This is a genomic window from Duganella sp. sic0402 (assembly GCF_019219065.1).
Classification (GTDB): domain Bacteria; phylum Pseudomonadota; class Gammaproteobacteria; order Burkholderiales; family Burkholderiaceae_D; genus Rugamonas.
Map to the genome: position 1 here is coordinate 1,198,223 of NZ_JAHUWK010000001.1, position 23,413 is coordinate 1,221,635.

The following is a 23,413-nucleotide window of genomic DNA, read 5'->3' on the forward strand; positions in this document are numbered from 1 at the left end:
TCTACCCCGGATCGTATGCCAGCAGTTCCTGTTCTATATATTGATCCAGCACAGCCAGCATCGCATGCAGCTCGCGGATGATGGCTTCGGCCTTGCTGGTGTCGGCGTCGTTGCGCACCTGCTCCAGCGCGTAGCACAGGTTCCCGAACTGCATGGCGCCGACCGCGCGCGCGGCGGATTTGGTGCGATGGCCCAGCTCCGCCAGGTGCGCCAGATCCTCCATCGCCAGCGCCTCGTCCATTTCCGCCAGTCCGTCCCGGGCGGAGCTCAGGAACAGCAGCGCGTACTTGCGCATCTTGTCCTGCTTGCCGCCGAAAGTGGTGGCCAGCGCTTCCACATCGAACAGTTGTGCCGGCACTTCCGGCTCTGGCGACGGCGCAGATGCCTGCGGCACGGCGAACACCGGCGGCATCGGCAGCACGGCGGTCCCTTCCGGCATCGAAAAATATGGCGGCGGCTTGGGCGGCGGGTTGCTGGCCGCCCTGGCCCGCTGGCTCATCCACTTGGACAGCATGTCGAACAGCAGCTTGGGCGCGATCGGCTTGGTCACGAATTCGTCCATGCCGGCGTCCAGACAGCGCTGCTGGTCGCCGCGCCCGGCATTGGCGGTCATGGCGATAATCAGCGTGGCCGACAGCTGTGGATGGGCGCGGATCAGCCGGGTCGCCTCGTAGCCGTCCATGACCGGCATCTGCACGTCCATCAGCACGCAATCGAAACGCTCTTTGAGCAGCAGGTCGAGGCCTTCCCGGCCGTTATTCGCCACGCACACGGTGGCGCCGGCGTCCTCCAGCAACTCGCGGCCGACCTGCTGGCTGAAGATATTGTCCTCCACCAGCAGGATCGACGCGCCGCGTATGCTGTCCAGCACATCCGGCTGCACCGATGCGCTGTCGGCCGCCAGCGGACACGCGCCCTTGGCCAGCCGCGCGGTGAACCAGAAGGTGCTGCCGCCCCCCAGCTTGCTGTCGACGCCCACGCCGCCGCCCATCAGTTCCGCCAGCTGCTTGCTGATCACCAGACCCAAGCCGGTGCCGCCGTAGCTGCGCGTGGTCGAGGTATCGGCCTGATGGAAAGACTGGAACAGCTGCGCCATCTGTTCCCGCGTCATGCCGATGCCATGGTCCTGCACCTCGAATTTGACCATGATATGGCTGTCCCGCTCCTCCACCGGACGGGCGCGGATGGTGACCTGGCCATTTTCCGAGAACTTGATCGCATTGCCGACAAAGTTCAGCAAGACCTGCTCCAGCCGCAACGGATCGCCGCGCAGCTGATGCGACAGGCCCGGCCAGATTTCATACACCAACGCCAGCCCGCGCGCTTCGGCGCTTTCGCCGAGCTGGCTGGAGATATTGGCCAGCAGCGCATCCAGCGTAAAGTCCAGCACCTCCAGGTCCATCTTGCCCGCCTCGATCTTGGAGAAGTCGAGAATATCGTTGATGATGCCCAGCAGGTGCTGGCCAGAGTGATAAATCTTCTGCAGGTAATCGCGCTGCTTGGGATGGGTGACCGACTTCAGCGCCAGATGCGCCATGCCGATGATGGAATTCATCGGGGTGCGGATCTCATGGCTCATATTGGACAGGAAATCGCTCTTGGCCTGGTTGGCGGCGTCGGCCTCCTCCTTCAGCTGGTGCAGCGCCGTGACATCGGTCGCCAGGCCGATCACCGCCGTCGACGAGCGCCCCAGCTCGACCGGCACCTTGACCGTCCACAAGTGCTGAGTCACGCCGTCGCGGCCGATAAACTGCGTCTCGCCCGAGCGCTTCAGGCCATCGGCAAACACCGGCCGCTCCAGCGCCCAGGCGGCGTCCGCCTCGTTGGGCGGCATCAGCTCGCGATCCAGCTTGCCGATGATGTCCTGCACCGGCCGCCCCATGCACTCGGCCATGCGGGCATTCACGTACAGAAAGCGGCGATACTGGTCCTTCATATAAACGTGGGCGTCGACGTTGTTCAGCACCGTATCCAGCAGCACCCCCTGCTTGAGCGCGCGGCGGCGCGACGCATACAACACGAACACATAGCTGTACAACAGCAGCATGCCGGCAAAGCCGGTCAGCGCCGCCACCCACGGGAAGTAATGATCGAAGCCGGTCAGCATCAGGTCGCGGCGCACCTGGAACTGCGCTTTCCACAAGCTGCCATTGAAATCAATCGGCAGCACGGTTTCCAGATACTCGGCGCGCTGCCCTGGCGGCAGCGGCGTGACGGTCATCGCGCCGTTATCGTTGAATAGCAGCTGGTCGCTATCTTCGATCACCAGCCGGCGGCGTTCGGCATCGGCACTACCGTCCGCATACAACAGCAGATGCACCTGGCGCACCGCCATGTCATCGATCGCGGCTTGCACCAGCCTGGGAATGCTGAAACCCGCGCCAACCGAGCCAAGGTAGGCGGCGCGGCGCTCCGTCACCGTGGTCAGCGGCATGCCGCGCCGGTACACCGGCAGACGCACGCCCATCCCATAGTGGGGCTTGGGATGCTGGAACACAATCGGCTGGCCGGAGGCGGCCACCGCGCCGGTATCGCGCGCGAGTTCCAGCGCCTTGGCGATAGCCGGATTGGCGGCAAGGTCGACGCCATGGCGCGTATCCATCATGGCCGGTTCCAGATAGGTCAGCACCGCGTACTGGTCGCGGCGGCCAGGCGGTGTGATGTCGAACTCCGGATAGCCCTCGGCGCGCACGCCTGCGACAAAGGCGTCGCGCTCGGCGTCGCTGATCATCGGCGCCCAGGTCAGCGCCTCGATGGCAGGGAAATAGCGCGGCATGTCCAGGCTGGCCACATACTGGTGAAATTGCGCGCGCGAGATATGGTCCGCAGTCTGGAACAAGGCGGCCAGGCCGCGCGTCAGGTCGGCGTAGGATTTGATGCGCGCGGAAATGCTGTATTGGGTGCTGCGCGCCAGATTCTCGAAGCGCTGCGCGGCATCGTCATGGACAGTGCGGGCTGCCGCACTATACAACGACGCGCCAACACCGGCTGCCAGCAGCCAGCCTACGCCCCACAATAGCAGGCGCGACCCGTTTACCGCATTGCTGCTATCAGCCGATTTGAGCATGCATCCTCACGCTGGGGGGTTTTGCGTCACAGCAGCATACTATATAAAAATGCTGCACGGTAAGCAACGGCGAAGCCAATTGTGCGCTGGGGAAAATTTATTTCCGATAATATTTTTATGGCTAGAAAAGCTGGAAATTTGGTTGTAAAAATAATAAAATAAGCGCCGCTAATAGCTTGTCGCACCGCACAATTTTGCTTGACTCCCTAACCCACAAGAGTATCTTTTACCTTCCAAACTGCTACCTTTGCCAGCCGCCGTGCAGATTCCCAAAGTTCTTCTTGTCAACGACGACCAGGCCAGCCTGTACGCCCTGGAAAGCCTGCTGCTTGATGCGGCGGATCAGCATTTGTATGAGCTGGCGACCGCCGCTTCCGGCAAGGAGGCGCTGCGCCAGGTGCTGCTGCATGAATTCGCCGTCATCCTGCTGGATGTCAGCATGCCCGGAATGGACGGTTTCGAGACGGCGGAAGCCATCCATTCCCATCCGCGTTCGGCCGGTACGCCTATCATTTTCATCACCGCTTATCAGACCGATGAGCTAAACCACCTCAAGGGCTACCAGAAAGGCGCGGCCGACTACCTGTTCACGCCGGTGATACCGCAAATCCTGCAAGCCAAAGTGGCGGTATTCGTCGAACTGGCGGCCAAGAATCTGCAACTGCGCATCAAGAGCGAGCAGTTGGCGCGGCTCAACCAGGACCTGCGCGCGCAGCGCTTGCAGGATCTGGAACGCATCAACGCCGAGCTGGAACAGGAGATCAAGGAACGCAAACAGGCGGAGCAGCGCGCCCATGACTTGGCGACGCGCGACGCGTTGACCAATCTGATCAACCGGCGCGCGCTGATACAGCAGCTGGAACATGCCGTTGCCAGCAGTGATCGCAGCGGCGTCGGCTTCGCGCTGCTATTCCTCGACCTGGACAAATTCAAGCTGATCAACGATGCTCACGGCCACGAAGCTGGCGACGAACTGCTGCGCCAGGTGGCGGCGCGGCTGATGGCAGCGGTGCGCGTGGCCGATATCGTCGCACGCCTGGGCGGCGATGAATTCGTGGTGCTCATCGAAGGTAAATCCGCTTCGGCCAACGCCGCGCGCGTCGGGCGCAAGATCGAAATGGCCTGCGCCCTGCCCTTCGATGTCAACGGTCTGCGGCTGAAGACTGCCGCCAGCATCGGCATCGCCCTGTATCCGGAGGACGGCGCCAACGCACAGGCGCTGCTGAAAAACGCCGATACGGCGATGTACCACGCCAAGCAGACCACAGCCGCGCCGGTGCAGTTCTTTCACGAAGAACTCAATGTGCGCGAGCGTGAGCGCGACCAATGGACGCTGGAACTGCGCAAGGCGCTGGCGGCTAACCAGCTGGAACTGCGCTATCAGCCGCAGCAGGACCTGAATACCGGCGACGTGATCGGCGCCGAAGCGCTGCTGTACTGGCGCCATCCGCTGAAGGGCCTGCTGGCGGCGGCGCAGTTCCTGCCGCATGTGCAGGAACGCGCACTGCTGGACAAGATCGACGCCTGGGTCATCGCGCAGAGCTGCGCGCACGCCTCGCTGTGGCAAAGCCTGCACGCTTCCCTGTCCGCCACGCTATGCGTCTGGATCAACCTGGCCACGCCGCAGCTGCACACGGATGTGCTGCAAGTGCTGCTGCTGAACATGCGCAAGCACGGACTGGCGCCATGCAGCATCGGCGTCGAGCTGAATGAAAAGCTGCTGCTGGCCCCTTCCGATCAACTGGAGCAGCTGCTGGCGCAGATGCAAAACGCCGGCGTGCGCATCGCGCTCGACGACTTTGGCAGTGTGCGCTCGTCGCTGGCCGCCTGCCAGCGCTGGCGGCTCAACGCGCTGAAGATAGACAGCAGCTTTGTGCGCGGCATCGGCAACAACGAAGGCGGCACCGACATTGTGGCCGCCGTCATCCACCTGGCCAAAGCGCTGTCCATGCGCGTCATCGCGCTGGGCGTCGCAACCCGGCTGCAGCTGGAAGTGTTGCAGGAACTGGGCTGCCATGCCTGCCAGGGTGAACTGTTTTATCCGCCGCTGCCGGCGGCCGGGCTACTCGAACAAACCGGCGACACCAATATCAACGCAATCCACTCAACCCCACCTTCCCTCCTAAGCAACGAGGAATAAGCTATGAATAATATGACCGACTTAGGCGAACAGCTGGATGCCAAGACGCTGCTATCGACGCTGATGGCGCTGAAAAAAGGAGACTTTTCAGTGCGCATGCCGTCCGACTGGACCGGCATGGCCGGCAAGATCGCCGATACGCTGAACGATATCATCGACACCAAGGCGCGCATGGTGCGCGAAGTGACGGAAGTCAGCCGCGTGGTGGGCCGCGAAGGCCGGCTGACGCAGCGCGCAGAAACCACCAATACCACGGGCGGCTGGGCCACCATCATCAGTTCGGTCAATACCCTGATCGATGACCTGGTGCGGCCAACCACGGAAATGGCGCGCGTGATCGGCGCTGTGGCAAAAGGCGATCTGTCGCAGACCATGGCGCTGGAAGTCGATGGCCATCCGCTGAAAGGCCAGTACCTGCGCGCGGCAATGACCGCCAACACCATGGTGGAACAGCTGTCGTCGTTCTCGTCCGAGGTGACGCGGGTGGCGCGCGAGGTCGGCACCGAGGGCAAGCTGGGCGGCCAGGCGCAAGTGAAAGGCGTGGCCGGCACATGGAAGGACTTGACCGACTCGGTGAACTCGATGGCGGGTAACCTGACCTCGCAGGTGCGTAACATCGCCGAGGTGACCACCGCAGTGGCCAATGGCGACTTGTCGAAGAAAATCACGGTGGACGTACGCGGCGAGATCCTGCAATTGAAAGACACCATCAACGTGATGGTGGACCAGCTGCGCTCCTTTGCTTCCGAGGTGACCCGCGTGGCGCGCGAGGTCGGCACCGAGGGCAAGCTGGGCGGCCAGGCCTATGTGCCGGGCGTCGGCGGCACCTGGAAAGACTTGACCGATAACGTGAACTTCATGGCGTCCAATCTGACCGGCCAGGTGCGTAACATCGCGGCGGTGACGACAGCGGTGGCGAATGGCGACCTGTCGAAGAAAATCACGGTGGACGTGAAGGGTGAGATTCTGGAACTGAAGAACACCATCAACGTGATGGTGGACCAGTTATCCTCCTTCGCTTCCGAAGTGACCCGCGTCGCGCGTGAGGTGGGCACCGAGGGCAAGCTCGGTGGCCAGGCGCAGGTGAAAGGCGTGGCCGGCACATGGAAGGACTTGACCGACTCGGTGAACTCGATGGCGGGCAACCTGACCGGCCAGGTGCGTAACATCGCCGACGTGACCACTGCCGTGGCCAACGGCGACTTGTCGAAAAAGATCACGGTGGACGTGAAAGGCGAAATTCTGGAACTGAAAAACACCATCAACGTGATGGTGGACCAGCTGAATTCCTTCGCTTCCGAGGTAACCCGCGTGGCGCGGGAAGTAGGTACGGAAGGTAAGCTGGGCGGCCAGGCCAACGTGCCCGGCGTGGCCGGCACCTGGAAAGACTTGACCGACGGCGTGAACTCGATGGCGGGCAATCTGACCGGCCAGGTACGTAACATCGCTGATGTGACCACCGCCGTGGCCAATGGCGACCTGTCCAAGAAAATCACGGTGGACGTCAAAGGCGAGATTCTGGAACTGAAAAACACCATCAACGTGATGGTGGACCAGCTGTCATCGTTCGCTTCCGAGGTGACCCGCGTGGCGCGAGAAGTGGGTACGGAAGGTAAGCTGGGTGGCCAGGCCTACGTACCGGGCGTCGGCGGCACCTGGAAGGACTTGACCGACAACGTGAACTTCATGGCGTCCAATCTGACCGGCCAGGTGCGTAACATCGCGGCGGTGACCACGGCGGTGGCGCGCGGCGACCTGTCGAAGAAAATCACGGTGGACGTGAAAGGCGAGATTCTGGAACTGAAAGACACCATCAACGTGATGGTGGACCAGCTGTCCTCCTTCGCTTCCGAGGTGACCCGCGTGGCGCGTGAGGTGGGTACGGAAGGTAAGCTGGGCGGCCAGGCCAACGTGTCCGGCGTGGCCGGCACCTGGAAAGACTTGACCGAAAACGTCAACCAGCTGGCCGCCAACCTGACCAACCAGGTGCGCGCGATTGCCGAGGTGGCGACCGCCGTGACGCGCGGTGACTTATCACGCTCCATTCAGGTGGAAGCGCGCGGCGAGGTGTCCTACCTGAAGGACAACATCAATGAGATGATCCGTAATCTGAAGGATACGACGCTGAAAAATGCGCAGCAGGATTGGCTGAAGACCAACTTGGCGCGCTTCACCCGCCTGCTGCAAGGCCAGCGCGACTTGCAGGCCGTGACCAAGCTGATTCTGTCCGAGCTGGCGCCGCTGGTGTCGGCCCACCACGGCGTGTTTTACATGATGGATTCGCAGGAGTCCGACGCCCGCCTGCGCATGATCGCCAGCTACGGCTACCGTTCCAGCCGCAAGCTGCCAACCTCCTTCCTGCCGGGCGAAGGCCTGGTGGGCCAATGCGCGCTGGAGAAAGTGCGCATCTGGCTGACCGATGTGCCGCGCGATTACATCGTGGTGTCCTCAGGGCTGGGCGCGGCGCCGCCAAACAATATTGTGGTGCTGCCGATTCTGTTCGAGCAGCAGGTGAAAGCCGTGATTGAAATCGCCTCGCTGGACCGCTTCACCGAAACCCACCTGTCCTTCCTCGACCAGCTGATGGAATCGATCGGCGTGGTGCTGAACACCATCGAGGCAAACAGCCGCACCGAATCGCTGCTGACGCAATCGCAGTCGCTGGCGCAGGAACTGCAACAGACTAACCAGGAGCTGGCGGAGAAAGCGCGTCTGCTGTCCGAACAGAATATCGAGGTGGAACGCAAGAACCGCGAGGTGGAGCAAGCCAAGCTGGCGCTGGAAGAGAAAGCCACCCAGTTGGCGCTGTCGTCCAAGTACAAGTCCGAATTCCTGGCAAATATGTCGCACGAGCTGCGCACGCCGTTGAATTCGCTGCTGATCCTGGCGCAGCAGCTTGGCGACAACCCGGACGGCAACCTGTCCGGCAAGCAGGTGGAATTCGCCAAGACCATCCACGGTTCGGGCTCTGACCTGCTCACGCTGATTAACGACATTCTCGACCTGTCGAAGATCGAATCCGGCACGGTCACGCTGGACGTGTCCGAATACCGCTTCCAGAACCTGCGCAACTATGTGGACCGCACCTTCCGCCACATGGCCGAAGCCAAACACCTTGGCTTCTCGGTGGAGCTGAAAGACAGCCTGCCGACGGCAATGATGACCGACACCACGCGCTTGCAGCAGGTGCTGAAAAACCTGCTGTCGAACGCCTTCAAGTTCACCACCAACGGCCAGGTATCGCTGGTCATCAGCATGGTCAGCAGCGGCTTTAGCAGCGACAACCCCAATCTGCTGCATGCAGATGCGGTGCTGGCGTTCGCGGTCAGCGATACCGGCGTCGGCATCGCAGCGGACAAGCTGCAACTGATTTTCGAAGCCTTCCAGCAGGCCGATGGCTCCACCGCGCGCAAATACGGGGGCACCGGCCTGGGGCTGTCGATCTCGCGCGAGCTGGCCCGCCTGCTGGGCGGCGAGATCCGTGTCGAGTCGGTGGTCGGCAATGGCTCGACCTTCACCCTGTTCCTGCCGTATAACCGCGCCGGCTTCATCAACTACGACATGGTGCGCGCACCGCAAGTGCGCCTGCCGCTGCCATCGCCGCAAGTGCTGTATACGCCGCCAGCGCAGGCAGAGCAGATTTCCTCCGATCACAGCGCCATCGCCGAACTGGAGGCAGACCTCGACGAATACAGCGGCAGCGACGACCGCGGTCTGATAGCGCCGGGCGATCCCTCGGTACTGATCATCGAGGACGACGAGCGCTTCTCGCAGGTCGTGCTGGGCTTCGCGCGCGAGAAGAATTTCAAGGGCATCGTCACCATGCACGGCGATTCGGCACTAAGCCTGGCGCGCGACTATCTGCCATCGGCGATCCTGCTGGACCTGGACCTGCCGGACATCGACGGCTTCACCGTACTGGACCGCCTGAAGCGCGACCCGAGCACGCGGCATATTCCGGTGCATGTGATGTCGTCGCTGCGCGAACGCGAACGTGCGCTGCGCCTTGGCGCCATCTCCTACCTGAACAAGCCAGTCAGCAAGCAAGCCTTGCAGGAAGAGTTTTCGCGCATCCAGAAGTTCCTGCTGGGCGGGAAACGCAGCCTGCTGGTGGTGGATGACGAACCCGCACAACGCGACTCCATCCTCGCGCTGATCGGCAATGTGGATGTGCATATCGTCGCTGTGGATACCGGCCAGGCCGCGCTGGAGGCCTTGCGCGAACAGCGCTTCGACTGCATGGTGCTCGACCTGACGCTGCCTGACATCAGCGGCTTCGACCTGCTGGACACCATCGGCAAGGATGAATCGCTGCGTGACCTGCCGGTGGTGATCAACACCGCCAAGGACTTGAACCGCAAGGAAGTCGCCAAACTGAAGCGCTACGCCAAGACCATCGTCATCAAGGATGCACGTTCACCGGAGCGCCTGCTGGACGAGACGGCGCTATTCCTGCATCGCTCGCAAGCCAGCCTGCCGGAAGCGCAGCGGCGCATGCTGGAAGAAATCCACGCGGCCGAAAGCGGCTTGGCCGGACGCAAAGTGCTGATCGTCGACGATGACTTGCGCAACATCTTCGCGCTGTCGTCGCTGCTGGAGCGCCAGCAGATGCAGGTATCGTTCGCCGAAAACGGCCGCGACGGCATCGAGGTACTGGAGCGCGATCCGACCATCGAGATCGTCCTGATGGACATCATGATGCCGGAAATGGACGGCTACGACACCATGCGTGCCATCCGCCGCATCCCTAAATTCAAGTCGCTGCCGATCATCACGCTGACGGCGAAGGCGATGAAGGGCGACCGCGACAAATGCATCGCAGCCGGCGCGTCGGACTACATCACCAAACCGGTGGATGTGGCGCAGCTGCTGTCGCTGATGCGCGTCTGGCTGCACTGATGCCAGCCCTGCTCTCTTCCCAGCCCATGCGCCGGCCGCCTCCGCCAGCGGTGGAGGCGCTTGAACTGGAGCTGCTGCTGGAAGCACTGCGGCAGCGCCATGGCTACGATTTCAGCGGTTACGAGCGCAGCCTGATCGCGCGTAAAGTGGAGACACTGTGCGCGCAACTCGGCCTGTCCACCATCTCCGCGCTGCAAGCGCGCGTGCTGCACGACGAAGATAGCTATCACATCCTGCTGCGTGCGCTGTACGTGGCGCCAGCACAGCTATTCGACGATCCGCTGGAAGCATCGATGCTGCGCCTGTCGCTGGGCGCCAGCTTGCACAGTGCAGCGCTGCCACGCATCTGGCTGGCCGACTGCGCCGGCGCACAGCAGGCATGGACGCTGGCCATCCTGCTCGATCAGGAACAACTCGCCTCGCGCACCGAAATCTACGCCACCGTCAATAGCGACGCCATGCTGGCCGAGGTGCAGCAGGAGCTGCTGCCGCTGGCGCGGCTGGGAGAACTGCAGGCCAACTACCTGCGCAGCGGCGGCATAGGCAAGCTGACCGATTACTTCGATACCGGCGAGGACGGCGCCGTGCTGAAACCGCATCTGGCCAGCCGCATCACCTGGGCGCAGTACAACCTGGTCACCGACGCCTCGTTCAACGAATTCCAGATGATACTGGGCCAGCGTGCCCTGCCCGAGTTCGCGGCACCGCTGCGCAAGCGCGTACTGCAACTGTTCGACGACAGCCTCACGCGATTCGGCGTGCTGGCCCTGGACCGGCCGTTTGACGAATTTGATCCCCGCGCGCGCCGCTACAAGCCGCTGCTGCCGCACCAATCCTGGTACAAGCGTCTTGCTTAGCCTTGCGCGGCAGCGCTTGGCCTTTCAGCGATGCGATCACGCCAGGCCTGTAAATGCGCCATGCCTTCTTGTCCCGGCCGGAAGCGCATCAGGCCGCGCGCAAACTCCAGCGCGCAAAACGCCGTGATGTCCGCAATGGTGAAACGCTGTCCCGCGACGAAATCCTGGCCGGCCAGCACCTGATCCAGCCAGCGCGCCGTCTCGCGCATCTTTTCGCCCTGCGCCGCGCCATAATCAGGAAACTGCGGCTGCTCCAGCATCGCCAGGCCCGGATGCGTGTGACGCACACAATTGGCGATGCCGTAGAACAGATGCAGCTCCACACGGCGATCAGTCATTTCGATAAAAGCCCGTTCATCATAGTCCTCGCCCATCAGGTTCGGCTCGGGCGCATGGCCTTCCAGCCATGAACAGATGGCGCGGGTTTCACACAGGATGCGGCCATCATCCAGTTCCAGCGCCGGCACGCGGCCGAACGGGTTGCGCGCCAGGTAGCCGGCGCTGCGGTGCTGCGCGGCGCCCAGGTCAATCTGTACCTGCTCAATGCCGTCCAGGCCTTTCTCGGCAATGAACATGGCAACCCGGCGCGGATTCGGCGCGCGGGCAGAGGTGTAGAGCTTCATCGCGATTGTCCTTGTTCCAGCATGGTCTGCACGCTGCTCGTATCGATCCGTTCGGCGCGCGGCGGCATGATGATGCCGCGCTGCACCGCCGGCCGCGCGGCAATCACCTCCAGCCAGCGCTGCAAATGCGGCAGATCGTCGACCGCCACACCCGACCAGTTATGCGTGTGCACCCAGGCCCAGTTGGCGATGTCGGCGATCGAATAGTCGCCCGCCAGGTACTCATGCTCTGCCAGGTGCGCATCCAGCACGCGGAACAAACGCTTGCTCTCGCCCTGATAGCGGTCAATAGCCGGCTGTATCTTTTCCGGAAAATAGCGATGGAAGACATTCGCCTGTCCCATCATCGGGCCGATGCCGCCCATCTGGAACATCAGCCATTGCAGCACTTGCGAACGTCCCTTGAAGTCCGAGGGCATCAGCTCACCGGTCTTTTCGGCCAGATAGATCAGGATGGCGCCGGACTCGAACACCGCGAAATTATCCTCGGCGCGGTCGACAATGGCCGGGATGCGCCCGTTCGGATTCAGTGCCAGGAACCACGGCTGCTTCTGCTCGCCGGCCGCCAGGTCCAGCGCATGCAGCGTGTAGACCAGTTCCAGCTCTTCCAGTGCGATGGAGATTTTGTGGCCATTGGGTGTAGCGGCTGTGTACAAATCGATCATGTCTGTGCCTTTTCCGGAAAAATTCACCAGGCCAGATCATAATCCTATTTGAGATTTGACAGCGCCCACAGTTCGCCGTAGATTGCTCGCTTGCCCAAAAGGCCAGTTTATCAAAGGAAGAACATGCAACGCAGTCTGATTTCGCTCGCCGTCATGGCGCTGCTGGGATTGTCCGCTGGCGCACCTACCCTGGTTGCCGCCGCTCCTGCCGCCAAGGCCGCGCAAGTCACCACCCAGCTTCCGCGCACCGCCGTCCCGACGCATTATGCGCTGTCGCTGACACCCGACGCCGCCAATAGTAGCTTCAGCGCCAGCGTAACCATCGCGCTCGACGTCAAGCAAGCCACCTCCAGCCTGACGCTGCAGGCAGCCGACCTGAAATTCAGCGCCGCTGCCATCAGCGCCGGTCCAGGCAAGGCATTGCAGCAGTCCAGCAAGATCGATGTCGATGCTGATCAGCAGACCGCTACCTTCCACTTTGCAGAATCGCTCAAGCCGGGCAGCTATCAGCTCAAGCTGGACTACACCGGCATTATCGGCACCCAGGCGTCCGGCCTGTTCTCGCTGGACTATGACAACGGCGGCGTGAAGAAACGCGCGCTGTATACGCAGTTTGAAAACTCCGACGCGCGCCGCATGATCCCGTCGTGGGACGAGCCATTCTACAAAGCCACCTTCGCGCTGGAAGCGACCATCCCGGCCGGCCAGCTGGCGGTGTCGAATATGCCGGTCACCTCGACCAGCAAGCTGGCCGACGGCCGTGAGCTGGTACGCTTTGCCACCTCGCCCAAGATGTCGACCTACCTGCTGTTCTTCGGCGTGGGCGAATTCGAGCGCGCCACCGCCATGCAGGACGGCGTGGAGCTGGGCGTGATTACGCAAAAGGGTACGCTGGGCCAGGCGCAGTTTGCGCTGGACTCGTCGCGCGACGTGCTGAAAGAGTACAACGACTACTTCGGCGTCAAATACCCGCTGCCCAAGCTGGATAATATCGCTGCGCCGGGCCGCAGCCAGTTCTTCAGCGCGATGGAAAACTGGGGCGCCATCTTCACCTTTGAAAATTCGATCCTGCTCGATCCGCGCGTCGCTACGCAATCGGACAAGGAAGTCTCCTTCCTGGTGGCCGCGCACGAAATGGCGCACCAATGGTTTGGCGACCTGGTCACCATGGCATGGTGGGACGACCTGTGGCTGAACGAAGGTTTCGCCTCGTGGATGGAATCGCGCACCACTGACCGCCTGCATCCGGAATGGAACTGGCATCTGCGCGCGGTTGACACGCGAGACGGCGCGATGGCCCGCGACGCGCTGGCCACCACCCATCCGGTGGTGCAGCGCATCGCCACGGTGGAGCAAGCCAGCCAGGCCTTCGACAGCATCACCTACAGCAAGGGCGAGGCGGTGATCCGCATGCTGGAAAGCTATGTCGGCGAAGACGCCTGGCGCAGCGGCGTGCGCAGCTACATGGCCAGGCATGCTTATGGCAACACGGTGTCCGATGACCTGTGGCGCGAAATCGAAAAAGCCGCGCGCAAGCCGATCACCGCGATTGCACACGACTTCACGCTGCAGCCTGGCGTACCGCTGATCCGCGTGGCGGACGCCGTCTGCAAGAACGGCAAGACCACCGTCCAGCTGACCCAGGGCGAATTCAGCCTGGATCAGGAAAACAAGAAGCCGTTGAGCTGGCGCGTGCCGGTCATCGCGCAGACCATCGGCGGCACCACCGTGCGTGCGCTGGTCAGCGGCGGCAAGGCCAGCATGACGCTGCCGGGCTGCGGCGCGGTGCTGGTCAACGCCGGCCAGAGCGGCTACTACCGCACGCTGTACTCGCCGAAGGCGTTCAGCACGCTGGCCGCCGATTTCGCCAGCATGCCGACCATCGATCAACTGGGCCTGCTGGCCGACAGCTGGGCGCTGGGCCTGGCCGGCCACATGCCAGCCTCCGGCTTCCTCGATCTGGCCGCCAACGCACCTGCCGACGCTGCACCGGAAGTGTGGCAGCGCATCGCCGGCGTATTGGCCGGCCTGCATGGCCGCTACGAAGGCCAGCAGGAACAGCGCGCCGCACTGGAACGATTTACGCGTGCGCGCCTGGCGCCGGTATTTGCCCGCGTCGGCTGGACTGCCAACAAGGACGAAGCTGCAACCGTCGCCAATCTGCGCGCCACCCTGATCCGGGTGCTGGGCGAAGTCGGCGACCCGGCCGTGATCGCCGAAGCCAATCGCCGCTATGCGGCCTCCGCGACCGACAAGACGGCGCTGCCGCCAGCACTGCGCCGTCCTGTGCTGGGCGTGATCGCGGCCAATGCCGATGCAGCGACCTGGGAGCAATTGCACGCCGCCGCCAAAGCCGAGCAATCGAGCATGATCAAGGCCGAGCTGTATAACCTGCTGGGCGCAGCCGACGACAAGGCGCTGGCGCAGCGCGCGCTGGAGCTGGCACTGACCGACGAACCGGGCGCCACGGCCGGTGCATCGATCATCAGCCGCGTGGCGGGCAATCATCCAGACCTGGCGTTTGACTTTGCCATCGCCCACCGCGAACAGATCGACAAGATCGTCGACATCGCGTCGCGCAGCCGCTACTTCCCCGGCCTGGGCGGACGCTCGTCCGATCCGGCCATGATTGGCAAGCTGCGCGCCTACGCTGCGCAATACCTGCGCGCCGAAGCGCAGGGCGATACCAAAACCGCGATCGCGTCGATTGAGTACCGCATCAAGGTGCGCACGCAACGCCTGCCGCAGATCGACGCCTGGCTGAAACAGCACGCCGGCTAAGCAAAAAAAAACCAGCATCATCGCGAGATGGTGCTGGTTACAAAACGCTCGAAAGCGTGGGGATGTTACTGAGGTCCGCCGACTATGGTGTCGGCCTGGAGCAAATTTGTGCCGGGCTTTCTCGGTCCGGCAACCGGGCGCTGGGCTTAACCTCGCGCTATGGGTTCTACTTTGCCACCGATCGGCAAAGACAGGCTTAGGACTTCATTAAGGTAATGCTTAAGGAAACTTAAGCGGGAGGAGTGGTGCCGGTGTTTCAGGCCACCGGCCAGCCTGCTGAGCTATGCTGCGTGTACGTCCGCGCCATCTTGGGCGCGGGGCCAGTTGCAGCATGCTGTTGCCAGCGGAAGCAATAATATTTGGACAATATGACGGCGAAATGACGTACACAAAATTTACCTTGCGATTATCTGCGGCGCTGCTGGCACTGAGCGCTTGCTCGCCATTGCCGCCACCGGCAGCGCCTGCCTCACCGCCGCCGCACGCAGCGGCCGTTCAGGCGCAGCAGCCCGCCGATAGCGGCCCGCTGCTGCACATCGACAGCGCGCGCTCGCTGATCGTGGCGACAGTGCGGCGCGGCGGCATGCTGGCGCGGCTGGGCCACGATCATGTGGTGGCCAGTCACGCCATCAGCGGCAGCGTTTCGCCATCGCGCAATCACGCGGATTTCACGTTCCGCCTCGATCAGATGAAAATCGATGAAGCGGATCTGCGCCAGGCCGCCGGCCTGGAGAAACAGCCTTCTGCCGACGCCATCGAAGGCACGCGCTTCAACATGCTGAACAAAGTGCTGGACGCGGACCGTTATCCGCTGGTGCGGGTGCAGGCGGAACGCCTTGCCACTGACCAGCCGCTGCGGGTCGCCATCACGCTGCATGGTGTCACGCGCACGCTGGAGGTCCCGGTGGAGCTGCGCGAAGAAGCGGGCGCCATCCAGGTGAAAGGCGCGTTCACGCTGAAGCAGACCGATTTCGGCCTCACGCCGTTCTCGGTCATGGCCGGCGCCATGTCGGTGCAGGACCAGATGGAACTGCGCTTCGACCTGCTGGCCAAATAAAAAAAGGCCCGCAGCAAAGGCGCGGGCCGAAGGTTTCAAATCGGGAGAGACTTGAAAGAGCAAAGACAGTATCTCAGCCCCGCATGACGCCATGATGACATGGCGCGCTCCCGAATAAACTTTTTAACGGGCGATGATGAGGCGCAGGCCAAGCACGATGAACACAGCGCCAGCGACGCGGTCCATCCACTTGCCGGCTTTCGGCGTGCGATTGATCCACGCGCCCACCGCGCCGGAAAAATAACCGAGCAAACCAAACAGCAGCACCGCCTGCGTAGTGAACAGCAGACCCAGTTGCGCCGTCTGCCAGGCCGCATCGCCACGCTCCGCCACCACAAACTGCGGCAGGAAGGACAGGAAGAACAGCACCACCTTGGGATTGATCATATTGGCGAACAGTCCCTTGGTGAACAGCTTGCCCAGGCTTTCATCCGGCAAGCCCGCGCCTTCCACGCGCGCGCCGCCACGGCTGCGCAAGGCGCCGGCGCCTAGCCAGATCAGATAGGCGCCGCCCAGCAGTTTCAGCGCGCCAAACGCCATCGGCGAAGCTTTGATCAGCGCACCGACGCCAAACGCCGCGAGCACGGTGTGACTCAGGCAGCCCAGCGCGCAGCCCAGGCCAAATAGCATGCCCTGGCGGCGCCCGCGCGACATGCCAACGCTCAGCACCATCAGGTTGTCCGGCCCCGGCGAAACGGTGATCAGCAGCGCGGCGCTGAGAAATCCAATAAACTGTTCTGGCGAGATGAGCAAGATACTTCCCTACGGCGCAAAACCTTCATCATACCAAAGCGCTAAGTTCTCGTTTAAAATGGCTGAAATAACTTCTATAACAGCCGGCGCGCGCACACCGATGAGCAAAGCGAGCATGACCCACAGCCTGATCGCCTATCTGCGCCGCTATGCCCTGCTCCTCCTGCTGACTCTTTGCCTGCCCGCCAGCGCTACGCCCATCGCGCTAGCCAACGCCAGCATCGACCTGGCCAAGACCGGCAAGCTCTATGCTGACAACGGCGAACCGTATCCGCTCAACGCCGCCGGCCTGCCGGCCATGCTGGCCAGCCTCAAGCCCGCAAACAGCGTCAACCTGCTGGGCGGCGGCTACTGGCTGTACGCGGAACTGCATAATACCGGCGGCCAGACGCAGTGGGTGATCGATCCCAACGACACGCTGATCGACATGGTCGACATCCAGGTCTACAGCGAGGATGGCGGGATCCGCCAGCTGCTGACCGGCTACCGCCAGCCGCATTCCTATATGCTCCACTATGGCAAGGACATCGACCTGGAGCCGGGCCAGCGCTACCAGGTGCTGATACGCTTCTCCAGTCCTTACTATGCGCGCACACCGGTGTTCTCGGTGCTGCCGCGCACTGACTACCAGCAGCTGGTGGCCAGGGAGAATGTGCTGATCATCGGCTCGGTGGGCGCACTGCTGGCGCTGACCGTGTTCAACTTCTTCATCTATTCGATCACGCGCGACCGCTCCTCGCTGTACTACTCGCTGTATGTGCTGTGCTATGCGGTGGCCTGGGGCATGACCTTCCACATGTCGGCCGACCTGTTCGGCTGGCATAAGCTGCACTGGCACTACGTGCCCTTCTTCCTGCTGCCTGTGCTGAGCACCCTGTTCTACACCACCTTCCTGCGGCTGAAGGAAACCGCACCGCGCCTGTACCGGCTCAGCCGCATCAACATCGTGCTGCCGCTGCTGACATTGCCGAGCTGTTTCCTGGCGCTCAGCTACGCGCACACCATCGCCACCATCGTCATCACCATCTGGATGACAATGGCGCTGGCCACCGGCATCATCGTCTGGCGCGGCGGCTATTATCCGGCGCGCTTCTTCGTGCTGGGCTTTGTGGCGCTGATGATACCGGGGCTGGTGATTTTGCCGGCCAACGTTGGCCTGATCCCGGCACTGGTCAGCAATGCGCAGTTGTTCACACTGCTGGGCGGCACGCTGGATGGGGTGCTGCTGGCGTTCGCGCTGGCCGACCAGATCCGCCTGCTGCGCAACAACCTGGAACAGCGGGTCAACGAACGCACCGTCGAACTGACCGAAGCCAAGGAACACGCGGAAGTGGTCAGCCGCCACCGCATCGACTTCCTGTCGGCGATGAGCCACGACATCCGCACCCCGCTGGCCGGCGTGATCGGCATGATCAAGTTCGCCATGCGCGACCAGTCAGTGCGCGGCCGTACCGAGGAATACCTGCGCATCGGCCTGCAAAACAGCGAGTCGCTGCTGGCCATCCTCAACGACATTCTGGATTTTTCCAAGATCGACGCCGGCCGCCTGTCGATTGAAACCGTGGACTTCGACCTGATTGCGCTGATCGACGACGCGGTCGGGATCCTGCAGCAGCAAGCCGACGCCAAGAGCCTGCTGCTGCGCTATGAGCTGGCGCTGGACCTGCCGCGCTATGTGCGCGGCGATCCGACGCGGCTGCGCCAGATCCTGCTCAACCTGCTGGGCAACGCCATCAAATTCACCGACCGTGGCGAAGTACGGCTGGACGCATCGGCGCTGCGGAATACCGACGGCCGCGCCAGCATCAGCTTCGATGTCAGCGACACTGGTCCCGGCATCCCGCCCGAAGCGCTGCCACGGCTGTTCCAGAAATTCGAGCAGGCCGACCATTCGACCACGCGCCGTTACGGCGGCACAGGCCTGGGCCTGGCGATCTGCAAAGAGCTGGTGGAACTGATGGGCGGCGCCATTGCCGTGTCGAGCCGCGTAGGCGCCGGCTCCACCTTCAGCTTTACGCTGCCGCTGGAACTGGGCGCGGCGCCGGTCGGCGATCCGTCCATATTGCCGCGCAAGGAACATCATGCCTACCGCTTGCGGGTGCTGTGCGCCGAGGATGTGCGCACCAACCAGATCATCGTCAGCACGCTGCTGGAAGGCATGGGCCACGATATCCGCATCGTCGAAAACGGCTTGCAGGCGCTGCATGCGCTCAGCACCGCTGCCTACGACATGGTGCTGATGGATGGACGCATGCCGATGATGGATGGCGAACAGGCGACGCGGCTGATCCGCGCCGGCGGCAGCGAAGACTATCGCGTGCTCGATCCGGCGATTCCCATCATCGCGCTGACCGCCAACGCCAGCGACCATGACCGCGCGCGCTACCTGGCGGTGGGCATGGACGGCTTCCTCAGCAAGCCAGTGGACGAGCGGCTGCTGTACGACCAGGTGGAGAAAATCATCGCTCAGCACCTCAGCCGTGGCCGCCAGTTGCGCGCAACCGACGCGGAGCAGTTGGCCGCCCAGCGCAGCAAGCTGGACGAGCAGTTCGGTGTGGCGCCGGAAGCGCTGCCGGCGGCGAATCCGGACACGGTGCAGATCATGCCGCTGGCCGGGCTGTCGCACAAGCATATCCAGCGCATCACCCAGGCCTTCCTTGACGAAGCGCCGCGCCGGCTGGAAACCGCGCGCGCGGCGGTGGTGGCAGGCAATAGCGGCGCGGCGGCGGCGGCCATCCACGCCTTGAAAGGCAGCGCCGGCTACCTGAATTCCACACACCTGCATTCGCTGTGCCACGAAATGGAAGCCGCCGCCAGCGCCGGCGACCTGGTCGAAGTGATCGATATGCTGCCGGACGTGGAGGCGGCGCTGGACAAGGCCTGCGCCGATTTGCGCAACGCGGCGGCGGCCTAAGCAAAGTTTGCGGTTTTCCGCGACAATGGGAAGCCTCATTCCATTGCATCGGACATTACATGAATCATCCTGATAGCGCGCTGGCCGCGCGCGACGGCCTGCCGCCCGATGCGCGGCGGCTTGCCATGCTGTCGGTCGCCATCGGCGTCGGCATGGCCTCGCTCGATACCGCGATCGCCAACACCGCCCTCCCTGCCATCGCCGACCAGCTGCACACCACGCCCGCCGCCTCTGTCTGGATTGTCAACGTTTATCAATTGGCCATGGTGGCGACGCTGCTGCCGTTTGCCGCGCTGGGCGAAGTGATCGGCTACCGCCGCGTGTGCATCTTTGGCCTGGCACTGTTCACTGCCGCTTCGCTGGCCTGTGCGCTGGCGTGGTCGCTGCCGTCGCTGGTGGCGGCGCGGCTGCTGCAAGGCATAGGCGGCGCCGCGATGATGGGCGTGAACACCGCCATGGTACGCACCATCTTCCCCGCCAAGCTGCACGGCCACGGCTTCGGCCTGAATTCGCTGGTGGTGGCGGTGTCGTTTGCGGTCGGCCCGACGGCCGCCTCGCTGATCCTGGCGGTGGCCTCGTGGGAATGGCTGTTCGCCATCAACGTGCCGCTGGGCGTGGCCGCCGTGCTGCTGGCGCGCCGCGCGCTGCCGTCGTCGCCGCGCGCCAGCCACAAGATCGACACGCCCACCGCCGTTCTCAACGTGCTGGCCTTCGGTCTGCTGATCCTCACCTTCGGCGACGCCGCGCACCAGGAAGGCTGGCGCAGGCTGCTGCCGGAAATCCTTGCCACGCTGTTCTTCTTTGCGCTGCTGCTGCGCCGCCAGGCCGGCCACGCCGCGCCGATGCTGCCGGTGGATCTGTTCAAGCGCCCGCTGTTCGCGCTGTCGTCGCTGACGGCGGCATGCACCTTCGCCACGCAGGGACTGGCCTTCGTCTCGCTGCCGTTTTATTTTGAGCATACGCTGGGCCGCTCACCGGTAGAAACCGGCTTCCTGATGACGCCATGGGCGGTGCTGGTGGCGGTGATGGCGCCCATCGCCGGCAAGCTGAGCGACCGCTATCCGCCCGGTGCACTGGGCGGCATCGGCCTGGCGCTGCTGTCGTCCGGCATGGTGTCGCTGCTGATGCTGCCGGACCAGCCGACCTTCTTCGACATCGGCTGGCGCATGGCCTGGTGCGGCATCGGTTTCGGCTTTTTCCAGGCACCGAATCTGAAAGCCATCATGGGCAGCGCGCCGCCATCGCGCGCAGGCGGCGCCAGTGGCGTGGTTGCGACCTCGCGGCTGATCGGCCAGGCGACCGGCGCGGCACTAGTGGCTTATTGCTTCACCATTTCCGCCACACGCGGCACCTCGTACGCGCTGGTGCTGGGCGCGGTGTTTGCCGGCGTGGCCTGCATCGCCAGCTTCGCGCGTTTGGCGGTGGCGCAGCAACCGTGAGCCGTGATCGGGCGGACGCTGTTACACTCTTCGGCAAACCAAGACAGGAGATGACAGCATGTCCAACCGCACGCTTAACCTGACCGACGCGCTGTATGACTACGTGCTGGCGCATTCGCTGCGCGAGCATCCAGCCCAGGCCGCGCTACGCGCCGCCACCCGCGACCACGAACGCGCCAGCATGCAGATATCGCCCGAACAGGGCCAGTTCATGGCCTTGCTGGTGAAGCTGAGCGGCGCGCGCAACGCCATCGAAATTGGCGTATTCACTGGCTATAGCGCGCTCTCGGTGGCGCTGGCCTTGCCGCCGGAGGGACGGCTGCTGGCCTGCGACATCAGTGAGGAATACACCAGCGTAGCGCGGCCGTTCTGGCGTGAGGCAGGCGTCGCCGACAAGATCGACCTGCGTATCGCACCGGCGCTGGAGACGCTGCAATCGCTGCTGAAGGATGGCGAGGCCGGCCTGTACGACTTCGCCTTCATCGACGCCGACAAGGTCAGCTACGACGCCTACTATGAGTGCTGCCTGCGGCTGGTCCGTCCCGGCGGCCTGATCGTATTCGACAACACGCTGCGCGACGGCAAAGTGCTGGAGCGCGCCGACAATGACGACATGGCGGCGCTGCAAGCGCTGAACATCAAGCTGCGCGAAGACCAGCGTATCGACATCTCGCTGCTGCCGATCAGCGATGGCGTGACGCTGGCCCTTAAGCGCTAGGACCAAGGCCCGCTACTTCGGCCGCGCAGGCCGCACACCCGCATCTGGCTTGCGCAGCTGGCCTTCGCGCAGCATTAGCACCGCCGCCGCCACCGACCGCGCCACATTGCGCACCTCCTGCTGGAACTTCTCATCCTGGTCCAGCACGGCGTGGCTTTCGGCATAGGATTCGTAATAGCCTACATAGCGATCCAGCGCCGATTGGTGGCCGGCGTCGATCAAGCCCATCCAGTCCAGCCAGTCGGCCAGGTTGCGGCGCAGGCTTTCCGTGCCGGCCACATCGCCATGCACCACCAGGCCGTAAGCGCGGCCCGCCAGGTGTTTGGGATAATCCCATCCTTTCAGCTCGATATCCTTGGCTTCATTGGCCTTCTTACCATGCGTGCTGGTCGGATCGGGATTGCCGCCGTCGGCGCAGACCAGACGGTCAATCATCAGCTTGAGCACCGACGGCGCCTGATACCAGTACGTCGGCGTGAGAATGATCACGCCATGCGCCGCCACCCACTTCTCATAAATTTCGGCCATCCAGTCACTGGTCTGGCGCTCGGCGTGATTGGGATAACAGCTGCACGGCCAGTGGCACAGCGGCATGGCGGTGGAAACGCAGCCCTTGCAGGGGTGGATGTGCAAGTCATAGCTGGAGGTCAGCAGGCTCAGGTCCAGCACATCGGCTTCGATGTCGGCCGCTTCCAGCACTTCCCTGGCCCATAGCGTCATGCGGTAAGTCTTGGAGATCTCGCCGGGACAAGTGCCGTCGTTGCGCGCCGCGCCGATGATCAGCAGCACCCGCGAGCGCGTGGCCGCGTCCTTCTGACGGCGCTCGGCGGCCAGCAGCCTGTCGCGCGTGGCCTTCCACTCTACCGACAAATCGTAGTCCGGATCGGCAAACCCTAGGCCAGCTTTTTGTGTGACCGGCGCCTTGCGGCCGGCGTGGTAATTTTTCCAGGCGATTTCCTCAACCTGTGCCAGCGCCTCACTGGCTGCCTCAAACGCCGGGTCCTTAAAGGAGCGCATGAATTGCAGATGAAACTCCTGGCGTTCCAGCGGCTGCGGCGCCTGTCCTTTTCGTACTTCTGCCATATTGGCCTCCTTGTATGAAGCCAGCTTGGCATGCTGCCGAGTCATGCTCCGTGCGCTCACGCACGCTCCTACAGGCCAACGGCGCGTGCACCTACGCTCAACTACGCCGGGCAGGCTTAGCATAGCGCTACATTTATTTGAAAGGAGACACATCATGAGCCAGCCAAACAAACCAGACCCACGCGGTTTCAAACCCGGCGCCAATATGCCGCAGGACGGTTACGATCCTAAAAAACAAGGCATGTCCGATAGCGGCAATCACGCCACCGGCCATCCGGGCAACGATAACCCGCATGCCAGCCAGCAAAGCGCTGCGGCAGCGGCCACCGCCGCCACGCACCGCGACAAGAAAGCCGGTGCGCGCGGCGACGACTATTCCGACACCAACCGCAAAGGTAATCGCTAATTCCATTTTAC

At 63.1% G+C, this 23,413-nt stretch carries 14 protein-coding genes; 9 read left to right on the forward strand and 5 right to left on the reverse strand.

What is annotated here, in order from left to right; all coding sequences use genetic code 11:
- Nucleotide 1: 1 nt before the first annotated feature.
- Nucleotides 2-3,067 carry a CHASE domain-containing protein gene (locus KW842_RS05200; protein WP_218302984.1) on the reverse strand — a complete coding sequence of 1,022 codons (3,066 nt, stop codon included), beginning with the start codon at nucleotides 3,065-3,067 and terminating at the stop codon, nucleotides 2-4.
- Nucleotides 3,068-3,326: 259 nt separating this feature from the next.
- Between KW842_RS05200 and KW842_RS05205 the strand changes: the two genes are divergently transcribed.
- Genes KW842_RS05205 through KW842_RS05215 form a run of 3 tightly spaced genes read left to right on the forward strand, consistent with a single transcriptional unit; the run spans nucleotide 3,327 to nucleotide 10,963 of the window.
- Nucleotides 3,327-5,207, forward strand: a complete 1,881-nt coding sequence (locus KW842_RS05205; RefSeq protein WP_218302985.1) for an EAL domain-containing protein — start codon at nucleotides 3,327-3,329, stop codon at nucleotides 5,205-5,207.
- 3 nt (nucleotides 5,208-5,210) lie between these two features.
- A complete protein-coding gene (locus tag KW842_RS05210; protein ID WP_218302986.1) occupies nucleotides 5,211-10,106 on the forward strand; it encodes a HAMP domain-containing protein in 4,896 nt (1,631 codons plus the stop codon).
- Entirely contained in the window at nucleotides 10,106-10,963 is an 858-nt protein-coding gene (locus KW842_RS05215) for a CheR family methyltransferase (protein ID WP_229223480.1), read from the forward strand. Before KW842_RS05210 ends, KW842_RS05215 begins: the two co-directional genes overlap by 1 nt.
- Here KW842_RS05215 and KW842_RS05220 read toward each other — a convergent pair.
- The gene (locus KW842_RS05220; protein WP_218302988.1) at nucleotides 10,960-11,586 is read right to left on the reverse strand and encodes a glutathione S-transferase family protein; all 627 of its coding nucleotides are present in this window, start codon (nucleotides 11,584-11,586) and stop codon (nucleotides 10,960-10,962) included. The two genes, KW842_RS05215 and KW842_RS05220, sit on opposite strands and share 4 nt — an antisense overlap.
- Nucleotides 11,583-12,251 (reverse strand): glutathione S-transferase family protein, encoded by a 669-nt coding sequence (locus tag KW842_RS05225; RefSeq protein ID WP_218302989.1) that lies wholly within the window; start codon nucleotides 12,249-12,251, stop codon nucleotides 11,583-11,585. Before KW842_RS05225 ends, KW842_RS05220 begins: the two co-directional genes overlap by 4 nt.
- Nucleotides 12,252-12,374: 123 nt before the next feature.
- Between KW842_RS05225 and KW842_RS05230 the strand changes: the two genes are divergently transcribed.
- Nucleotides 12,375-15,032 carry a M1 family metallopeptidase gene (locus KW842_RS05230; protein WP_218302990.1) on the forward strand — a complete coding sequence of 886 codons (2,658 nt, stop codon included), beginning with the start codon at nucleotides 12,375-12,377 and terminating at the stop codon, nucleotides 15,030-15,032.
- Nucleotides 15,033-15,411: 379 nt separating this feature from the next.
- The gene (locus tag KW842_RS05235) at nucleotides 15,412-16,089 is read left to right on the forward strand and encodes a YceI family protein (RefSeq protein ID WP_218302991.1); all 678 of its coding nucleotides are present in this window, start codon (nucleotides 15,412-15,414) and stop codon (nucleotides 16,087-16,089) included.
- A 123-nt stretch (nucleotides 16,090-16,212) separates the two neighbouring features.
- On the opposite strand, the gene KW842_RS05240 is transcribed toward KW842_RS05235, so the two are convergent.
- Complete coding sequence (locus KW842_RS05240; RefSeq protein ID WP_218302992.1) at nucleotides 16,213-16,842, reverse strand: LysE family translocator; 630 nt, start codon at nucleotides 16,840-16,842, stop codon at nucleotides 16,213-16,215.
- Between the two features lie 115 nt (nucleotides 16,843-16,957).
- On the opposite strand from KW842_RS05240, the gene KW842_RS05245 reads away from it, so the two are divergent.
- From KW842_RS05245 to KW842_RS05255, 3 genes are read left to right on the forward strand one after another with little or no spacing between them, the layout of a single operon-like run.
- A complete protein-coding gene (locus KW842_RS05245; RefSeq protein ID WP_229223481.1) occupies nucleotides 16,958-19,756 on the forward strand; it encodes a hybrid sensor histidine kinase/response regulator in 2,799 nt (932 codons plus the stop codon).
- 59 nt (nucleotides 19,757-19,815) lie between these two features.
- Nucleotides 19,816-21,195, forward strand: coding sequence for an MFS transporter (locus tag KW842_RS05250; protein WP_218302994.1), 1,380 nt, complete (start codon nucleotides 19,816-19,818; stop codon nucleotides 21,193-21,195).
- A 58-nt stretch (nucleotides 21,196-21,253) separates the two neighbouring features.
- Nucleotides 21,254-21,913 carry a class I SAM-dependent methyltransferase gene (locus tag KW842_RS05255; RefSeq protein WP_218302995.1) on the forward strand — a complete coding sequence of 220 codons (660 nt, stop codon included), beginning with the start codon at nucleotides 21,254-21,256 and terminating at the stop codon, nucleotides 21,911-21,913.
- A gap of 12 nt (nucleotides 21,914-21,925) precedes the next feature.
- On the opposite strand, the gene KW842_RS05260 is transcribed toward KW842_RS05255, so the two are convergent.
- Nucleotides 21,926-22,996 (reverse strand): flavodoxin family protein, encoded by a 1,071-nt coding sequence (locus KW842_RS05260; protein ID WP_218302996.1) that lies wholly within the window; start codon nucleotides 22,994-22,996, stop codon nucleotides 21,926-21,928.
- A 154-nt stretch (nucleotides 22,997-23,150) separates the two neighbouring features.
- On the opposite strand from KW842_RS05260, the gene KW842_RS05265 reads away from it, so the two are divergent.
- Nucleotides 23,151-23,402, forward strand: coding sequence for a hypothetical protein (locus KW842_RS05265; RefSeq protein ID WP_218302997.1), 252 nt, complete (start codon nucleotides 23,151-23,153; stop codon nucleotides 23,400-23,402).
- Nucleotides 23,403-23,413: the final 11 nt, after the last annotated feature.

Excerpts from the sequence above, each read along its gene's own strand:
- KW842_RS05225 (WP_218302989.1), bottom strand. The coding sequence starts at position 12,251 with ATGATCGATTTGTACACAGCCGCTACACCCAATGGCCACAAAATCTCC.
- KW842_RS05210 (WP_218302986.1), top strand. The coding sequence starts at position 5,211 with ATGAATAATATGACCGACTTAGGCGAACAGCTGGATGCCAAGACGCTG.
- KW842_RS05255 (WP_218302995.1), top strand. The coding sequence starts at position 21,254 with ATGTCCAACCGCACGCTTAACCTGACCGACGCGCTGTATGACTACGTG.
- KW842_RS05265 (WP_218302997.1), top strand. The coding sequence starts at position 23,151 with ATGAGCCAGCCAAACAAACCAGACCCACGCGGTTTCAAACCCGGCGCC.
- KW842_RS05220 (WP_218302988.1), bottom strand. The coding sequence starts at position 11,586 with ATGAAGCTCTACACCTCTGCCCGCGCGCCGAATCCGCGCCGGGTTGCC.
- KW842_RS05245 (WP_229223481.1), top strand. The coding sequence starts at position 16,958 with ATGACCCACAGCCTGATCGCCTATCTGCGCCGCTATGCCCTGCTCCTC.
- KW842_RS05230 (WP_218302990.1), top strand. The coding sequence starts at position 12,375 with ATGCAACGCAGTCTGATTTCGCTCGCCGTCATGGCGCTGCTGGGATTG.
- KW842_RS05215 (WP_229223480.1), top strand. The coding sequence starts at position 10,106 with ATGCCAGCCCTGCTCTCTTCCCAGCCCATGCGCCGGCCGCCTCCGCCA.
- KW842_RS05235 (WP_218302991.1), top strand. The coding sequence starts at position 15,412 with ATGACGTACACAAAATTTACCTTGCGATTATCTGCGGCGCTGCTGGCA.
- KW842_RS05260 (WP_218302996.1), bottom strand. The coding sequence starts at position 22,996 with ATGGCAGAAGTACGAAAAGGACAGGCGCCGCAGCCGCTGGAACGCCAG.
- KW842_RS05250 (WP_218302994.1), top strand. The coding sequence starts at position 19,816 with ATGAATCATCCTGATAGCGCGCTGGCCGCGCGCGACGGCCTGCCGCCC.
- KW842_RS05200 (WP_218302984.1), bottom strand. The coding sequence starts at position 3,067 with ATGCTCAAATCGGCTGATAGCAGCAATGCGGTAAACGGGTCGCGCCTG.